At 64.8% G+C, this 13,632-nt stretch carries 16 protein-coding genes; 9 read left to right on the plus strand and 7 right to left on the minus strand.

All coding sequences use genetic code 11. From position 1 onward, the window contains the following. From H146_RS19500 to H146_RS19505, 4 genes are all read right to left on the minus strand, one after another. Positions 1-1,122: an AI-2E family transporter gene (locus tag H146_RS19500; RefSeq protein ID WP_019952595.1), complete on the minus strand. Its 1,122-nt coding sequence runs from the start codon at positions 1,120-1,122 to the stop codon at positions 1-3. 116 nt (positions 1,123-1,238) lie between these two features. Continuing rightward, on the minus strand, positions 1,239-1,670 hold the full coding sequence (locus H146_RS0114435; RefSeq protein ID WP_019952596.1) for an OsmC family protein: 432 nt from the start codon (positions 1,668-1,670) through the stop codon (positions 1,239-1,241). Between the two features lie 78 nt (positions 1,671-1,748). Next, the gene (locus H146_RS0114440; protein WP_019952597.1) at positions 1,749-2,432 is read right to left on the minus strand and encodes a sugar phosphate nucleotidyltransferase; all 684 of its coding nucleotides are present in this window, start codon (positions 2,430-2,432) and stop codon (positions 1,749-1,751) included. Between the two features lie 5 nt (positions 2,433-2,437). After that, positions 2,438-3,490 carry an aminoglycoside phosphotransferase family protein gene (locus tag H146_RS19505; RefSeq protein WP_019952598.1) on the minus strand — a complete coding sequence of 351 codons (1,053 nt, stop codon included), beginning with the start codon at positions 3,488-3,490 and terminating at the stop codon, positions 2,438-2,440. 178 nt (positions 3,491-3,668) lie between these two features. Between H146_RS19505 and H146_RS0114450 the strand changes: the two genes are divergently transcribed. The 7 genes from H146_RS0114450 to H146_RS0114480 all read left to right on the plus strand — a co-directional run bounded on the left by H146_RS0114450 (position 3,669) and on the right by H146_RS0114480 (position 10,903). After that, positions 3,669-6,086 carry an LPS-assembly protein LptD gene (locus tag H146_RS0114450; protein ID WP_019952599.1) on the plus strand — a complete coding sequence of 806 codons (2,418 nt, stop codon included), beginning with the start codon at positions 3,669-3,671 and terminating at the stop codon, positions 6,084-6,086. A 64-nt stretch (positions 6,087-6,150) separates the two neighbouring features. Beyond that, on the plus strand, positions 6,151-7,278 hold the full coding sequence (locus H146_RS0114455) for a peptidylprolyl isomerase (protein ID WP_019952600.1): 1,128 nt from the start codon (positions 6,151-6,153) through the stop codon (positions 7,276-7,278). Between the two features lie 92 nt (positions 7,279-7,370). Further along, positions 7,371-8,174, plus strand: coding sequence for a 16S rRNA (adenine(1518)-N(6)/adenine(1519)-N(6))-dimethyltransferase RsmA (gene rsmA, locus H146_RS0114460; RefSeq protein WP_026352006.1), 804 nt, complete (start codon positions 7,371-7,373; stop codon positions 8,172-8,174). After that, on the plus strand, positions 8,171-8,554 hold the full coding sequence (gene apaG / locus H146_RS0114465) for a Co2+/Mg2+ efflux protein ApaG (RefSeq protein ID WP_019952602.1): 384 nt from the start codon (positions 8,171-8,173) through the stop codon (positions 8,552-8,554). The genes rsmA and apaG overlap by 4 nt, the downstream gene beginning before the upstream one ends. A 30-nt stretch (positions 8,555-8,584) precedes the next feature. Next, positions 8,585-9,409 (plus strand): symmetrical bis(5'-nucleosyl)-tetraphosphatase, encoded by an 825-nt coding sequence (locus H146_RS0114470; protein WP_019952603.1) that lies wholly within the window; start codon positions 8,585-8,587, stop codon positions 9,407-9,409. 43 nt (positions 9,410-9,452) lie between these two features. After that, entirely contained in the window at positions 9,453-9,791 is a 339-nt protein-coding gene (gene glpE, locus H146_RS0114475; RefSeq protein ID WP_019952604.1) for a thiosulfate sulfurtransferase GlpE, read from the plus strand. Next, positions 9,788-10,903 carry a tRNA nucleotidyltransferase/poly(A) polymerase-related protein gene (locus H146_RS0114480; RefSeq protein WP_019952605.1) on the plus strand — a complete coding sequence of 372 codons (1,116 nt, stop codon included), beginning with the start codon at positions 9,788-9,790 and terminating at the stop codon, positions 10,901-10,903. Before glpE ends, H146_RS0114480 begins: the two co-directional genes overlap by 4 nt. Here the strand turns inward: H146_RS0114480 and folK are convergent. Together folK and folB are read right to left on the minus strand one after the other, a co-directional pair. Next, positions 10,872-11,429 (minus strand): 2-amino-4-hydroxy-6-hydroxymethyldihydropteridine diphosphokinase, encoded by a 558-nt coding sequence (gene folK, locus H146_RS0114485; RefSeq protein ID WP_019952606.1) that lies wholly within the window; start codon positions 11,427-11,429, stop codon positions 10,872-10,874. The genes H146_RS0114480 and folK overlap by 32 nt on opposite strands. Then, positions 11,429-11,806, minus strand: a complete 378-nt coding sequence (folB, locus tag H146_RS0114490; RefSeq protein WP_019952607.1) for a dihydroneopterin aldolase — start codon at positions 11,804-11,806, stop codon at positions 11,429-11,431. Before folB ends, folK begins: the two co-directional genes overlap by 1 nt. Positions 11,807-11,936: 130 nt before the next feature. Here folB and H146_RS0114495 point away from each other — a divergent pair, with 130 nt between their 5' ends. Beyond that, the gene (locus H146_RS0114495; protein ID WP_019952608.1) at positions 11,937-12,143 is read left to right on the plus strand and encodes a hypothetical protein; all 207 of its coding nucleotides are present in this window, start codon (positions 11,937-11,939) and stop codon (positions 12,141-12,143) included. Beyond that, entirely contained in the window at positions 12,125-12,463 is a 339-nt protein-coding gene (locus tag H146_RS0114500; protein ID WP_026352009.1) for a type II toxin-antitoxin system PemK/MazF family toxin, read from the plus strand. Before H146_RS0114495 ends, H146_RS0114500 begins: the two co-directional genes overlap by 19 nt. A gap of 17 nt (positions 12,464-12,480) precedes the next feature. Here the strand turns inward: H146_RS0114500 and tsaD are convergent, their stop codons facing one another. Continuing rightward, on the minus strand, positions 12,481-13,509 hold the full coding sequence (tsaD, locus tag H146_RS0114505; protein WP_019952610.1) for a tRNA (adenosine(37)-N6)-threonylcarbamoyltransferase complex transferase subunit TsaD: 1,029 nt from the start codon (positions 13,507-13,509) through the stop codon (positions 12,481-12,483). Between the last annotated feature and the right edge of the window lie 123 nt (positions 13,510-13,632).

The raw sequence follows: 13,632 nt of genomic DNA on the forward strand, positions 1-13,632 counted from the left end.
TCACTCCTTGCCGCTGCGGGTAGTACCGGCCTTGCGCTCGCGCTGCTTGTCGACCTCGATCATTTCGCCCAGGCCGACATCGTCGCGCTCCTGGCAGAACAGGTCCCAGGCGGCGACGAACAGCGCGGCGATCAACGGGCCGATCACGAAGCCGTTAATACCAAAAAGCGCCAGACCGCCCAGCGTCGAGATCAGCACCACATAGTCGGGTAATTTGGTGTCCTTGCCGACCAGAATCGGGCGCAGAAAGTTGTCGGTCAGGCCGATGATCACGATGCCGACAAAGAACAGCACGCCGCTCTCGAAATAATTGCCGGTCACCATGTAGTAGATCGCCACCGGCGCCCAGATCAGCGCCGAGCCGATGGCCGGCAGCAGCGACAGGAAAGCCATGATCACGCCCCACAGGAGCGATGCTTCGATGCCGAGCGCCCAGAAGGTGAGGCCGCCGATGGTGCCCTGGGTGGCGGCGACGATGATATTGCCCTTCACCGTGGCACGAATGACGGCGATGAACTTGTTGAGCAGCTGATACTTGTAGTGCGGGCCCAGCGGTATCGCCTGGCGAATACGCCGCCCCAGCACCACCCCGTCGCGGAACAGAAAGAACAGCAGATAGAGCATGATGCCCAGACTGATGAAAAACTGCAGGGTGTTCTGGCCGATGCTCAGGGCCCGCGAGGCGATCAGCTGACTGCCCTGCATGGCGCCTTCGGAGAGTCGCTCGCGCAGCGCGGAAAGATCCCCCAGGCCGGCGTTTTGCAGCCACTGATCGGCGAAGGGCGGCAGGGCCTGACGTATCTGCTCAACGTAGCCGCCGATATTCAGTTGGCCGCTGCTGATACGTTGGTAGGCAACGCTGCCCTCCTGTACCAGCGAGCCGGCGATCAGCGTGACCGGAATGATGACGATGAAGATACAGATCAGGGTGTTGCACAGCGCAGCGATATTGCGCCGGCCACCGAAAAGCTTCAGTAACCGCCGCTGCAGCGGCATGAACAGCAGAGCCAGAATGACGCCCCAGAAAATGGCGCTGAAAAAGGGCAGCAGCAGCCATACGAAGGCGCACGACACTGCCACAAGCAGCAGCAGAAAGGCCCATTTGTCGATTTGACGTTCCATGATCTCTCCCGGTTGACGGCAGTCCGTCCCGTCACTATTTAAACCCCGGTTGACCGGGCGCTGAGTCGGTCTGCGATCCGCCGACCCGGCATGAACGAACGGCGACAGGCGTCGCTTCAGGCGTCGTCGCCGGCCTCCACGATCTCCCACGAGTGGGTAATCTCGACGCCGCCGGCGGCCAGCATGATGGAGGCGCTGCAGTACTTTTCGGCAGACAGCTCCACGGCGCGCTTGACCTGCGCCTCCTTGAGGGCCACGCCGGTTACCACGAAGTGCAGGTGAATACGGGTGAAAACCGCCGGGGTGGCGTCGGCGCGATCCGCCTCCAGCCGGGCCACGCAGTCGGTGACTCTGGCGCGACTCTTGTCGAGGATATTGAGCACATCATAGGCACTGCAGCCCCCCATGCCCATCAGCAGCATCTCCATCGGCCGCGGGCCGGTGTTGCGGCCGCCGTTGTCCGGGTTGCCGTCAATGATGGTGGCGTGGCCGCTGCCGGATTCAGCGACGAATTGACGGCCGTCGGTCCATTTGATGGTAGCCTGCATCGGAAATCTCTCCTGCAACCGGGGCCGCTCTGGCCCGTGTCAATGATCAATATAGTGCAGCGCCGGGGCGGCAATTGGTCAGCGCTTGCCGTGGCCCGTCTCGGACCGTGCCGCCAGAGCCGCCTCGAGCGCTGCCAGCCGTTCGGGCGTGCCGATATCCGACCACTCGCCGCGGTGGTGATAGCCGCCCAGCCGCTTGTCGGTTATGGCCCTTGAAAGGCAGGGGCTGAGTCTCATCGGCATGTTATCGGGCAGCGCGGCGACCAGTGCCGGGTCGATCAACGCCATGCCGGCATAGACCAGCTTCGGCGCGCCGTCGGCATGAAGACGTCCGGCGGCGTCGAGGTGAAAATCGCCGTCCGGATGGTGATCGGGTGGATCGACCATTACCAATCGCGCCAGATCGCCGTCGAGTTGCCGGCCGAGGCGAGCGGGGCAGAGGTCACACCAGATGTCGGCGTTGACCAGCCAGAAGGGCGCGCTGCCCAGCAGCGCCAGAGCGTGGCGGATGCCGCCGGCGGTCTCCAGCCGCGACGCTTCGCGACTGAAGGTCAAGGGGACGCCATAGCGTCGCTCCCCCAGTGCTGCGACGATCTGCTCGCCCAGATAGCTGACGTTGATCGCTATTTCATCGACGCCGGCATGAGCAAGGCGTTCGATGTGATAGTCGATCAGTGCTCGGCCGCCGACCTCGAGCAGCGGTTTGGGACGCTGCGCGGTCAGTTCCCCCATGCGCGAACCGCGTCCGGCGGCAAGAATCATCGCTTTCACGGTGTCATGGGCTCCTGCCGAGCAAGAGACTCGTGCCACGCCAGCAGCCGGGCGTTGAGCGCCGGCATCAGCTCACTGTCGAACCACTGCATGAAGTCCACGAAAGCCGGGTGGCCCGATAGCCCCTGGCGTACGTGTTCGGCAAAAAGCGGCAGCATGGCGAGATAGCGTGGCTTGTCATCGCGCAGGGCAAGGCGGCAGAACAGCCCCAGCACCTTGAGGCTACGCTGGGCGCCGGCAAGGTCGACCATGCGACGTAGCGCCTCGGACTCGAGCGGCTCACCCGGTTCGAGGCGGTCGATGGTACCGCGCTCGATCGCCAGTAGACGCCACTGCTCGATCCAGCGCTGCTGCTCGTCTTCCGACCAGGGGTGGTTGCGATCACGCAGCAGAGAGGCAAGGTCGTAGCCGAGCGGGCCACGCATGGCGCCCTGAAAATCGATCACCCACAGCTCGCCGTCATGAAGCATCAGATTCTGCGCGTGCAGGTCGCGGTGCACACAGACCTGCGGCTGAGCGGTCAGCGCCTCGATCAGGTGCTCGCGCACCTGCTGCCAGCTCGCGGGGCCTGCCATACCAAGCCAGCGCCCCAGACACCACTGTGGAAACAGATCCAGCTCGCTTCCCAGCCAGTCCCTGTCCATCACCGGTAGCCGGTCGCTGCACTGCCCGGCAATCTCCACCGACAGCGCCAGCGCCTGCGCCATCAGGGGCTCGCGGTCACTGCTGCTGCCCTGCATCAGCCGCTCCCTGAGCATGTCGTTACCCAGGTCCTGCAGCTCGATAAAGCCGGCGTCGAGGTCGCTGTGGTGAAGTTCAGGCACCCGCACACCATTGTCGCGCCAGCGTTGTGCGATCTCTACAAAGGAACGGCTATTTTCCTGCTCGGGGGGCGCATCCATCAGAATACGGGAGTCGCCATTATCAAAACGCAGGCGAAAATAGCGGCGAAAACTGGCATCATCGGCCACCACCTCGAGTTCGGGCAGGGGGTGGTCGGGATGATGGGCCGCAGCCCAGTGGCGCAGGGCCTCCAGCCGTGCTGTCATGGCAACTCCTGGTTGACGGTCCGTTTCCGGCACCGCATGCTGAGCGCTTGCGGGCGGCGCAGGCAAGCGCCGTCGACGCGCTATCCCCGAATGCCGCGTACCATACCGACTTTTATCGATAAGCACATCGCTTTTGCACTTCAGGGAAGCTTTTGCACTGTAGGGAAGTAAGGGAATCATGGGCCAGCGTTTCCTGTTGACGGTCGCTTCGATGACCGGTCTGCTGTCGAGCACCGCCTGGGCGGCGCCGCAACCGCTACCGGCCGATCGGCTCGACTGGCAGGCCTGGGGCAGTAACCGACCCGCCGGTTCGCTCTGTCGTGGGCGCTATGTCGTGCCGAACTACGAGATCGAGGCCGGCGACACGCCCGAGACGATCCGCAGCGAGTCCGATCGCGCGGGTTACGCCGGCGACGGCGTCACTACCCTGGCGGGAGAAGTCGTACTGCGGCGCGGCAACCAGCAGTTGCAGGCGCAGCAGGCAACCCTCAACGAGGCGCGTAGCAACGTTGCCCTCTCCGGCGGTGTTACCTACCGCCAGCCGGGACTGCTGGTGCGTGGCGATGACGGCGACGTATCGCTCGACAGCGATGCCGCCAGCATTGACCAGGCGCACTACGTGGCTCATGAGCAGCGCCTGCGCGGCGACGCTGCGCGGCTGGAGCGGCTGGAGGATGGCCGCTATCGCTTCAGCGACGCGACCTTTACCACCTGCGAGCCGCAGTCGCGTCTGTGGCGGCTGGCCGCCAGTGATATTACGCTGGACCGCGAAAACGGCTACGGCACCGCCACCCATGCGCGCATGGAGATCGAGGAGGTACCGGTCTTTTACTGGCCCTGGCTGCGCTTTCCCATTGATGACCGCCGCCTGTCGGGTTTTCTGTGGCCCTCGGTGAGCCACTCCAGTGACGGCGGCCTCGATTACGCTCAGCCCTACTATCTGAACCTCGCCCCCAACTACGATGCCACCGTCACGCCACGCTTCGTTACCGGTCGCGGCGCGGCACTGGGCGTCCAGACGCGTTATCTGTTCGAGGAGGACGCCGGACAGTTCGAGGGCAACTATCTGCCCGATGACAATGAGGAAGGCGGCGACAAGCGCTGGTTTGTGAACTATGCCCATGACGGTCGTTTCGATGCGCGCACCGACTATAATCTGCGTTACGGCGCGGCCAGCGACGCCGACTATTTCGACGACTTCGGACAGACGTTCGACGAGCAGCAGACCGATAACCTCGAGCGGCTGGCGCGGCTCAACTACAGTGGCACCACCTGGAATCTGCAGGCGCGGGCGCGAGGTTATCAGCGCCTGGACGATAACGACAGCGACAGTGACAAGCCCTTCTACGAGCTGCCGGCGCTGACCGCCAGCGCTCGCTGGGACCAGCCCGGCGGGCTTTATCAGGAGTTCGGCTCCAGCGCCACCTGGTTCTGGCGCGACGTCGATTACGACGATGGCTCGATCATTCCGGAAGAGTCGGTAACCGGGACGCGGCTGCATCTGTCGCCGGCAGCAGGCTATCGCCGCTCGCCGAGCTGGGGCTTTGTCGAGCCGCGCGCCCAACTGCTGGCGACCCAGTATGATCTCGACTGGCGCGGCGACAGCCGCACAGCGGGTTTTGACAGCACCCCCGGGCGCGCGCTGCCGGTACTGTCGGTGGACTCCGGGCTGGTGTTCGAGCGGGATGCCACGATTTTCGGCAGCGACTGGCGCCAGACGCTGGAGCCGCGTCTCTACTACGCCTATGTCCCCTATACCGATCAGTCGGAGTTGCCGCAGTTCGATACCCGCGAGCAGCCTATCTCCTGGTCACAGCTGTGGTCTCCCTATCGCTTCAGCGGCCCTGACCGCGTCGGCGACATCAACAAGGTCTCCTACGGCTTGACCAGCCGTTTTCTCGAGGATGACAGCGGCCGTCAACGGCTGGCGCTGTCGCTGGGGCAGAGCTACTACTTCGAGGATCGTGACGTGGTCGACGCACGCTTTGATGATCGTATCGACGAGCAGAGCAACCTCTACTATTTCCACCATCGCAATCGTTCACCGATCATTGCTCAGGCGGACTGGCAGGTGACCGACCGCTGGTCTGTGAGCCAGTCGCTGTTTTACGACGAGATCCGCAACCGCACCGAGAAGGCATCCAGCTATCTGTCGTATCGCGACGAGGATCAGCTGGTGCTCAATCTTGGTTACCGCTGGCAGGTGGCCGATTTCGACCCCTTTGGCGACGAGGACGAGCGCACCAGCTACAACCGCGAGGAGTTCGACAGCTCTTTCGCCTGGCGCGTCACCCCGGCCGTCTCGCTGCTGGGGCGCTATCTGTATGACCAGACCAACAGCCGTGCGCTGGAAAAGCTTGCCGGTGTCCGATTCAATGACTGCTGCTACGGCGTCCAGCTTGCCTGGCGGGAGTACATCGATGACCGCGACACGGCGCGCATCGGCGACGACGAGACCGAAAGGGGCATCTTTCTGAGTTTCATCTTCAAGGGCCTGGGCAGTGTTGGTTCGGGTGGCAGCAGCGGCTATTTCGCCGATGCCATTCCGGGCGTGCGCGATGAGGACTTCGGCGCCTGGCAGGGCCCGAACTACTGAGCAGTGTGGGGCCGGCCCCGTGCCGGCGCCATCGAACGCTATCGGTAACATCAAGAGAGCAGTCATGAAAGCAGCTACCAGGGAAAACCTGAATAACCCGGCGAGCGAGATGAAGCGCAAGGCGCACGGCGCGCAGCAGGTGAGACATAACATGGGGTCAGGCGAGTCTTCGAACACCGCGCGACGCAGCGATTCGCTCGCGCAGACGGTTATGCGGTGTTTCCCCGGGACTCTGGCCGCCATCGGCCTCGCACTGAGTCTGGCTATCGCCGCGCCGGCGCAGGCCGAGGTGCAGCAGCTCGACCGGGTGATTGCGGTCGTCAACGACGACGCCATCATGGCCGGTGACCTTAACGACCGCGTGCGACAGGTGCGCCAGCAGATCAGTTCGCGCGGTATCGCCGAACCGGATGACGAAGAGCTGCGCGAGCAGGTGCTGTCGCGCATGATCACCGAGCAGATTCAACTGCAGATGGCCGAGCGCGCCAACCTGAGCGTCAGCGACAGCGAGCTCAATCAGGCGATGCGTCAGGTGGCGTCGCGCAACAATATGACCCTCGAGCAGTTCGCCGACCGCCTGGAGCAGGAGCAGCTGAGCTATGCTGACGTGCGCGAGCAGATTCGCCGCGAGATTCTGATCAATCAGATTCAACAGCGCCGGGTGGCCAGCCAGGTCAGCGTCTCCGACCGCGAGGTCGATCAGTACCTGGAAACCGCCGGCAGCAATGCCGGGGTGCAGTACCATCTGGCCCATATTCTGATCTCGGTGCCGCAGGCGCCGACGCCGCAGCAGGCCGAGGCGGCGCGCAGTGAGATCGAACAGCTGCGTCAGTCGATCGTCTCCGGTCAGGTCGACTTCCAGCAGGCCGCCGCGGCCCGTTCCGACGGTCCCCGGGCGCTGGACGGTGGCGATCTGGGATGGCGCACCGGTGCCGAGATGCCGACCATCTTCGCCGATGTGGTGCCCGACCTGAGTGTCGGTGAGGTCAGCGAGCCGATCCGCAGTCCCAGCGGCTATCACCTGGTCAAGCTGCTCGATGAGCGTGGCGGCGGTAATGTCGAACAGCAGCGCGAACAGGTGCGACGCACCCTGTTTCAGCGCAAGGTCGACGAGGCGCTGGAGGCCTGGATTCAGGAAATTCGCGCTTCTGCCTGGATCGACAATCGCCTCGATCAGCCCGGCGTGCAGTAAGCACGGTCCGTGCCGATCCCCTTTCGGGCCGCGAATATACTCGCGGCCCTCTTGTCGCCGATAGCCCGCCTTCGCTATGAGCAGGAATTCCGATGACACGACAACCGGCGCCCATGCGGGCGCGCAAGCGTTTCGGCCAGAATTTCCTGACCGACGACAGCGTCATCGAGCGCATTGCCGGCGCGATTGCTCCCCGTGAGGGCGAGCGACTGATCGAGATCGGTCCGGGTCAGGGGGCGCTTACCGAAGCGCTGCTGGCGGCTCATGGCGCGCTTGATGTGATCGAGCTGGATCGCGATTTGATTCCGGGGCTGCGCGCCCGCTTTTTCAACTATCCGGACCTGCGCATTATCGAGGGCGATGCACTGGCCTTCGACTTTGCCGCTCTGCGCGGTGACGGGCCAGCGCTGCGGGTGGTGGGCAATCTGCCCTACAACATCTCGACGCCGCTGATCTTTCATCTGCTGGCCGCCGGCGACGCTATACGGGACATGCACTTCATGCTGCAAAAGGAGGTGGTGGCGCGGCTGGCGGCCGAGCCCGGCAGTGGCGACTGGGGGCGGCTGTCGGTGATGACGCGCTACTACTGCGACGTGATCTCGCTGTTCGATGTCCCGCCGAGTGCCTTCGTGCCGCAGCCCAAAGTCGACTCTGCGGTGGTCAGGCTGGTGCCACGCCGCGGCGATAGGCTACACGCACACGATGAACAGCGGCTCTCCGATCTGGTGCGTCGCGCTTTCGCCCAGCGCCGCAAGACGCTGCGTAACAATCTGCGCGGCGTAATTGACGCCGCCGAGCTGGAAGCGCTGGGTATCGACCCCGGCCGGCGTCCTGAGACGCTCGGCGTGGCGGCGTACGTTGCCATCGCCAACCACCTCCATGAGGCGGCGTCATGATCGACGCGGCGCAGCTGATCGCTGTCGAGGTGGAGAGTTTCTATTTGCCGGAGGAGTCGGAACCGGCGCAGCGGCGCTTTGTGTTCGGCTATCGGATCGCTATTCGCAACCAGAGCGACTATTCGATTCAACTGTTGGCGCGCTACTGGCGCATCTCCCAGGGCAGCGGCGAAATACGCGAGGTGCGCGGCGAGGGGGTGGTCGGCCGCCGACCGCTGATTGCACCCGGGTTGCCGTTCAATTACGCCAGCCGAGCGGTGCTCGACAGCGAGGTGGGGGTGATGGAGGGCAGCTACACTTTCATGGCGCCGGCAATAGGAGAGACCTTCGATGTCGCCATTGCGCCCTTTCGACTGGCGCGGCCGCTCTATCTGCACTGAGGGTTGCCGCTCGACCGTCTGGAGAAGCTCATGACCACCTGGGCCATCGGCGATCTGCATGGCTGCCTGCGGGAGTTCGAGACCCTGCTCGAACGGATCGACTTCACTCCCGGCCGTGATCGCCTGTGGATCGTCGGCGATATTGCCAATCGCGGCCCCGAGCCGCTCGAAACCCTGCGCCGGGTATACGCGCTGCGCGAGCACGCCGAGGTGGTGTTGGGCAACCACGACCTGCACATGCTGGCGGTGGCCTACGGCCACGGCAAGGCCAAACGCTCCGATACCCTGGCCTCGATTCTGGCTGCCGCGGATCGCGACGAACTGCTCGAATGGCTGCGGCGTCGGCCACTGCTGGTGACCAACGACGACGCCACGGTGGTGATGACCCACGCCGGGCTGCCACCGCAGTGGTCGGTCCGCGAGGCCGGCGGCTACGCCCGGGAAGCCGAGATGGTGCTGGGCGGCGCGGCGTTTTTCGACTTTCTGCCGCAGCTTTATGGCAATACGCCGGCGCGTTTCGAGCCGCAGCTGGAGGGCGATGACCGGCTGCGCGCGATCATCAACGTCTTTACCCGCATGCGCTTTATCAACGCCGACGGCGAGCTCGACTTCGCTGCCAAGGAGGGCCTCGACACTGCGCCCAACGACTTTTACCCCTGGTTCTGCTTTCGGCGCCCCGACAGTGCGCGGCTGGTATTCGGCCACTGGGCGGCGCTGGAGGGGCAGACGCCGGGCGCTCGTGCGGCGGTATACGCTACCGATACCGGCTGCGTCTGGGGCGGGGCGCTGAGCGCCCTGGCTATCGACAGCGGGCGCTGGGTCAGGGTGCCGAGCCGCAAGCCGCGGCGCGAATGAAGACGCCATTATGTTATCCAGCCGATCCGGCGGGAGTGCCACCATGAGCTTCAAACATCTCGATCACGCAACGCTTGAACGCTGGCTCGGGGAGGGCGGCGTCGAGATCGTCGACATCCGCGATCCACTCAGTTTCAGCAGCGGCCATATTCCGGGTAGCCGCCATCTCGACAATGCGTCGCTGGGGCAGTTTATCGATGCGACGCCGAGCGAGCGGCCGGTGGTGGTGGTCTGCTATCACGGCCACTCCAGCCAGCAGGCGGCGGACTGGCTGTGCGGCCAGGGCTATCAGGAAGTCTACAGCCTCGACGGCGGTTTTACGCACTGGCAGTACCATCATCCCGAGCGCTTCGAGCGCGATGATGGGGCCGGTGCGTCGTGATCCGCTTCGCGCACGACGCAGCGGTCGCCGGGCTTGCCTGCTACTGCGTGGGTGGCGCGGTGCGCGATGAGTTGCTGGGTATTCCCCACACCGATCGCGACTGGATCGTGGTGGGGGCTACCGCCGAGGACATGACGCGGCGCGGCTTTCGGCCGGTGGGGCGCGACTTTCCGGTTTTTCTGCATCCGTACAGTCACGAGGAGTACGCCCTGGCGCGCACCGAGCGCAAGTCGGGGCGCGGCTACACCGGGTTTGTCGTCCACGCCGAGCCGACGGTAACGCTGGAGGAGGATCTCGAGCGTCGCGATTTCACCATTAACGCCATGGCGCTGGATGCCGAAGGGCGAATCATCGACCCTTTCGGCGGTCGCGCCGACTGCGAGGCGCGCGTGCTGCGCCACGTGTCGCCGGCCTTCGCCGAGGATCCGCTGCGCATTCTGCGTGCCGCCCGCTTCGTGGCTCGCCTGCGCCCGTGCGGCTTTGCCGTGGCCGAGGCAACGCTGGATCTGATGAAAGCCATGGTCGCCGCCGGTGAGGTCGAGGCGCTGGTCGCCGAGCGGGTGTGGCAGGAGGTCGAGCGCGCCCTGAACGCGCCGGCAGCAGAGGCTTTTTTCGAACTGCTCGATGACTGTGGTGCGCTGACAGTGCTGATCCCCGAGCTGGAGGGGCGTCTCGCGGCAGGGCTTGAGCGCATGACGGCGGGTGCAGACGCCCCGGCACGGCTGGCGCTGCTGCTGGCCGATCTCGGTGTCGATGCGCTGAGTGCGTTGAGCGAGCGGTTGCGCCTGCCCAATACCTTTCGCGAACGGGCGCTGATGGTGGCTGACAGCCGTGCTCTGCTGGACAGCGCCCCCGATGCCGAGCAGGTGCTGCAGTGGTGCCGGGCGATGGACGCCTGGCGGCGTCCGCAGCGACTGGAGGCGCTGCTGGCCACTCTTGACGCGGGCGGTTTCGAGCTGCCGATTGCGCAGCTGGTCCGGGCAGTGGCAGCCGCGCGCGAAGTTTCGCCTCAGGGGCTGATGGGCGCAGGTTATCGGGGCGCCGAACTGGGGTTGATGATCGAGTCCGAGCGCGAGCGTCTTATCGCACAAGCGTTGCTGGCATCGTCGTAAACGCGGTCGGCGTGGCGCTCGAGAGGCGCTGGCCGCGCCACTCGAAGTCGACCGGCCACAGCGCCTGGCGGTCGGCGTCGAAGGCATGCCACATCGCGCGGTAGGGCTGGCCGCCGAGCGGATGGCGGCGCTCGCCGAAGCTCTCCGCCAGCGGCCTCAGCACGAAGGCGTTGAAGTCGATCTCGTCGCGGGGCAGGGTGACGCCGTCGATGGTGCCGGTCAGCGCGTCGACGGTGAGGATATCGATATCCAGTGAGCGGGCACTGAACTTCGGCGCGCTGTGGTCGCGGCCGTTGGCGCGCTCCACCGCCTTGCACCAGGCGCTGGTCTCGGCCACTGTCATATTGCAGTGCGCCCCTGCCACCAGGTTATAGAAGTTGTGCGGGCTGTTAAAGCCCACCGGGCGGCTTTCGAAAATGCGCGACAGCCACAGCGTGCCGAAAGCGTCATTGAGCGCCGTCAGTGCCGCGCCGATGCGCCTTTCGCGGTCGCTGTTGCTGCCCAGGCTGAAGAGCACGAAGGCCATCAGTGGCGCTCGCCGCGCTCGATGCGCACGCCGACGAAGGCGGCATCCGCCACCGCACCGGGTTTTTTCAGCGTCAGCCGCAGCCAGCCAATGGCGAACTCCTCGCGCAGCAGGGCGGCGATGCGTTCGGCGAAGGTCTCTACCAGCTCGAAGCGGTTGTCGGCGCAGAACTGCTTGAGCCGGGCGCTGATGGCGGCGTAGTCGAGGGTGGCATTGAGATCGTCACCTGCGGCGGCGGTGCCAATATCGCAGCCCAGCTCCAGCGTCAGCGACAGGCGCTGATGGATGCGCTTTTCCCACTCATAAACGCCGATCACCGCCTCCAGCCGGAGGTCTTCGATCAGTACGGTATCCAGAAAGCCTCCTGATGAGCGCAAGGCCGATGATTGTACTCTCCATGCCATCGACTGTCCCGGTGTGACCGAGTGCCCGGCGACGAAGAACCTGGTACTCTACTCTGGTCAGCCGTACGTAAAGGTTTTTCGCTAACGCCGCTGGAGGCATCAAATGATCAAGACGATTGAAGCCATCGTGGATGACGCCGGTCAACTTCGTCTGGCCGAGCCGCTCAAGGTGAAGGGTGTTCATCGCGCGTTGGTCACGATACTGGACGAACCGCCTTCGCAGGCGCTTGAAACGGCATTGTTGTCGGAGTCGGGCCTGTCGGACTGGGCGCGTCACGAGGAGGACGAGGCGTGGTCGCACCTGCAGTAGGCGCCGTGGTGCTGGTGCCTTTTCCGTTTTCCGATCTGTCAGCCTCGAAGTTGCGCCCGGCGCTGGTGCTGGCAAGCGCCGGGCGCGGTGACTGGGTCTGCGCGCAGATTACCAGTAACCCCTATGCCGATAGCAGTGCGATCGAACTCGGTAAAGCCGGTTACTCGCAGGGTAGTCTCGAGCGTGTCAGCTATATTCGACCCAACAAGCTGTTTACCGCCAGCGAAAGTCTCTTTCGCCGCAATGTGGCGCAGGTCACCCGCCCCATAATGAACGATACGGTAGAAGCGGTGGTGGGCCTGCTGCGTGGTTCAGTCTGACGTTTGCAAGCGTTATTTTATTGCGGCACCACCAGCTCCGCCAGCGGCCAGCGCGGCGTGGCGCGCAGGCTGGTGTCGTCGCGCTCGCCGGCGGCGAGGCGCTGGGCCCCCACATAGGCGATCATGGCGCCGTTATCGGTGCAGAAACGCCCGCGCGGATAAAAGGCGCGGGCCTCTCTTTTGGCGACCATCGCATCGAGGCGTTCGCGCAGGCGCCGGTTGGCGCTCACACCGCCGGCCACCACCAGCCGCTTGAGCCCGGTCTGATCCAGCGCGCGGCGACACTTGATGACCAGCGTATCGGCCACCGCCTCTTCGAAGGCGCGCGCGATATCGGCGCGTGCCTGCTCGTCCAGCTCGCCCGCAGCCTCGAGCTTGCGCACCGCGGTCAGGGTATGCGTCTTGAGGCCGGAGAAACTGAAGTCGAGTCCCGGTCGATCCGTCATGGGGCGCGGAAAGCGAAAGCGCTGCGGATTGCCGCGCTCGGCCAGACGAGCGATCTGCGGACCGCCGGGGTAGGGCAGCGACAGCATCCGCGCGGCCTTGTCGAAGGCCTCGCCGGCGGCGTCGTCGAGCGATTCGCCAAGCAGGTGGTAATCGCCCAGGGCGCGCACCTCGACCAGCTGGGTATGGCCGCCGGAGACCAGCAGCGCGATGAAGGGAAAGTCGGGATGCGCCTCTTCCAGCATGGGGGCGAGCAGGTGGCCCTCCATGTGGTGTACACCCAGCACCGGCACCTGCCAGGCGCGCGCCAGGCCGTGGGCGGTGGATGCTCCCACCATCAGCGCGCCGACCAGTCCGGGGCCGGCGGTGTAGGCGATACCGTCGACATCGCCGCGTTCGATACCGGCGTCGTGAAAGATCTGTTCGATCAGCGGTATCAGCCGCCTCACGTGATCGCGCGAGGCCAGTTCCGGTACCACGCCGCCGTGTTCGATATGCATCTCGATCTGGCTATAGAGCGCGTCGGCCAGCAGACCGCGTTCGCTGTCGTAGAGGGCGACGCCGGTTTCGTCGCAGGAGGTTTCAATCCCCAGTACGCGCATGCAGGTTCAGGTTCTCAGGTGGAGCGTGGCCGGCAGGGCATTGTTGCCACTGCGTAGCGTTTTCGACGGCCAGTCTACCCTGTCACGGCGAGCGCGTCAGCGAATCTTGCAAAACCGGTGGCC

It is taken from the genome of Kushneria aurantia DSM 21353, from assembly GCF_000382245.1.
In the GTDB taxonomy this organism is placed as follows: domain Bacteria; phylum Pseudomonadota; class Gammaproteobacteria; order Pseudomonadales; family Halomonadaceae; genus Kushneria; species Kushneria aurantia.

What these genes read in the sequence shown, in the direction of transcription:
- H146_RS19500 (WP_019952595.1), bottom strand. Translation starts at nt 1,122, where the DNA reads ATGGAACGTCAAATCGACAAATGGGCCTTTCTGCTGCTGCTTGTGGCA.
- H146_RS0114435 (WP_019952596.1), bottom strand. Translation starts at nt 1,670, where the DNA reads ATGCAGGCTACCATCAAATGGACCGACGGCCGTCAATTCGTCGCTGAA.
- H146_RS0114440 (WP_019952597.1), bottom strand. Translation starts at nt 2,432, where the DNA reads ATGATTCTTGCCGCCGGACGCGGTTCGCGCATGGGGGAACTGACCGCG.
- H146_RS19505 (WP_019952598.1), bottom strand. Translation starts at nt 3,490, where the DNA reads ATGACAGCACGGCTGGAGGCCCTGCGCCACTGGGCTGCGGCCCATCAT.
- H146_RS0114450 (WP_019952599.1), top strand. Translation starts at nt 3,669, where the DNA reads ATGGGCCAGCGTTTCCTGTTGACGGTCGCTTCGATGACCGGTCTGCTG.
- H146_RS0114455 (WP_019952600.1), top strand. Translation starts at nt 6,151, where the DNA reads ATGAAAGCAGCTACCAGGGAAAACCTGAATAACCCGGCGAGCGAGATG.
- rsmA (WP_026352006.1), top strand. Translation starts at nt 7,371, where the DNA reads ATGACACGACAACCGGCGCCCATGCGGGCGCGCAAGCGTTTCGGCCAG.
- apaG (WP_019952602.1), top strand. Translation starts at nt 8,171, where the DNA reads ATGATCGACGCGGCGCAGCTGATCGCTGTCGAGGTGGAGAGTTTCTAT.
- H146_RS0114470 (WP_019952603.1), top strand. Translation starts at nt 8,585, where the DNA reads ATGACCACCTGGGCCATCGGCGATCTGCATGGCTGCCTGCGGGAGTTC.
- glpE (WP_019952604.1), top strand. Translation starts at nt 9,453, where the DNA reads ATGAGCTTCAAACATCTCGATCACGCAACGCTTGAACGCTGGCTCGGG.
- folK (WP_019952606.1), bottom strand. Translation starts at nt 11,429, where the DNA reads ATGGCCTTCGTGCTCTTCAGCCTGGGCAGCAACAGCGACCGCGAAAGG.
- H146_RS0114495 (WP_019952608.1), top strand. Translation starts at nt 11,937, where the DNA reads ATGATCAAGACGATTGAAGCCATCGTGGATGACGCCGGTCAACTTCGT.
- tsaD (WP_019952610.1), bottom strand. Translation starts at nt 13,509, where the DNA reads ATGCGCGTACTGGGGATTGAAACCTCCTGCGACGAAACCGGCGTCGCC.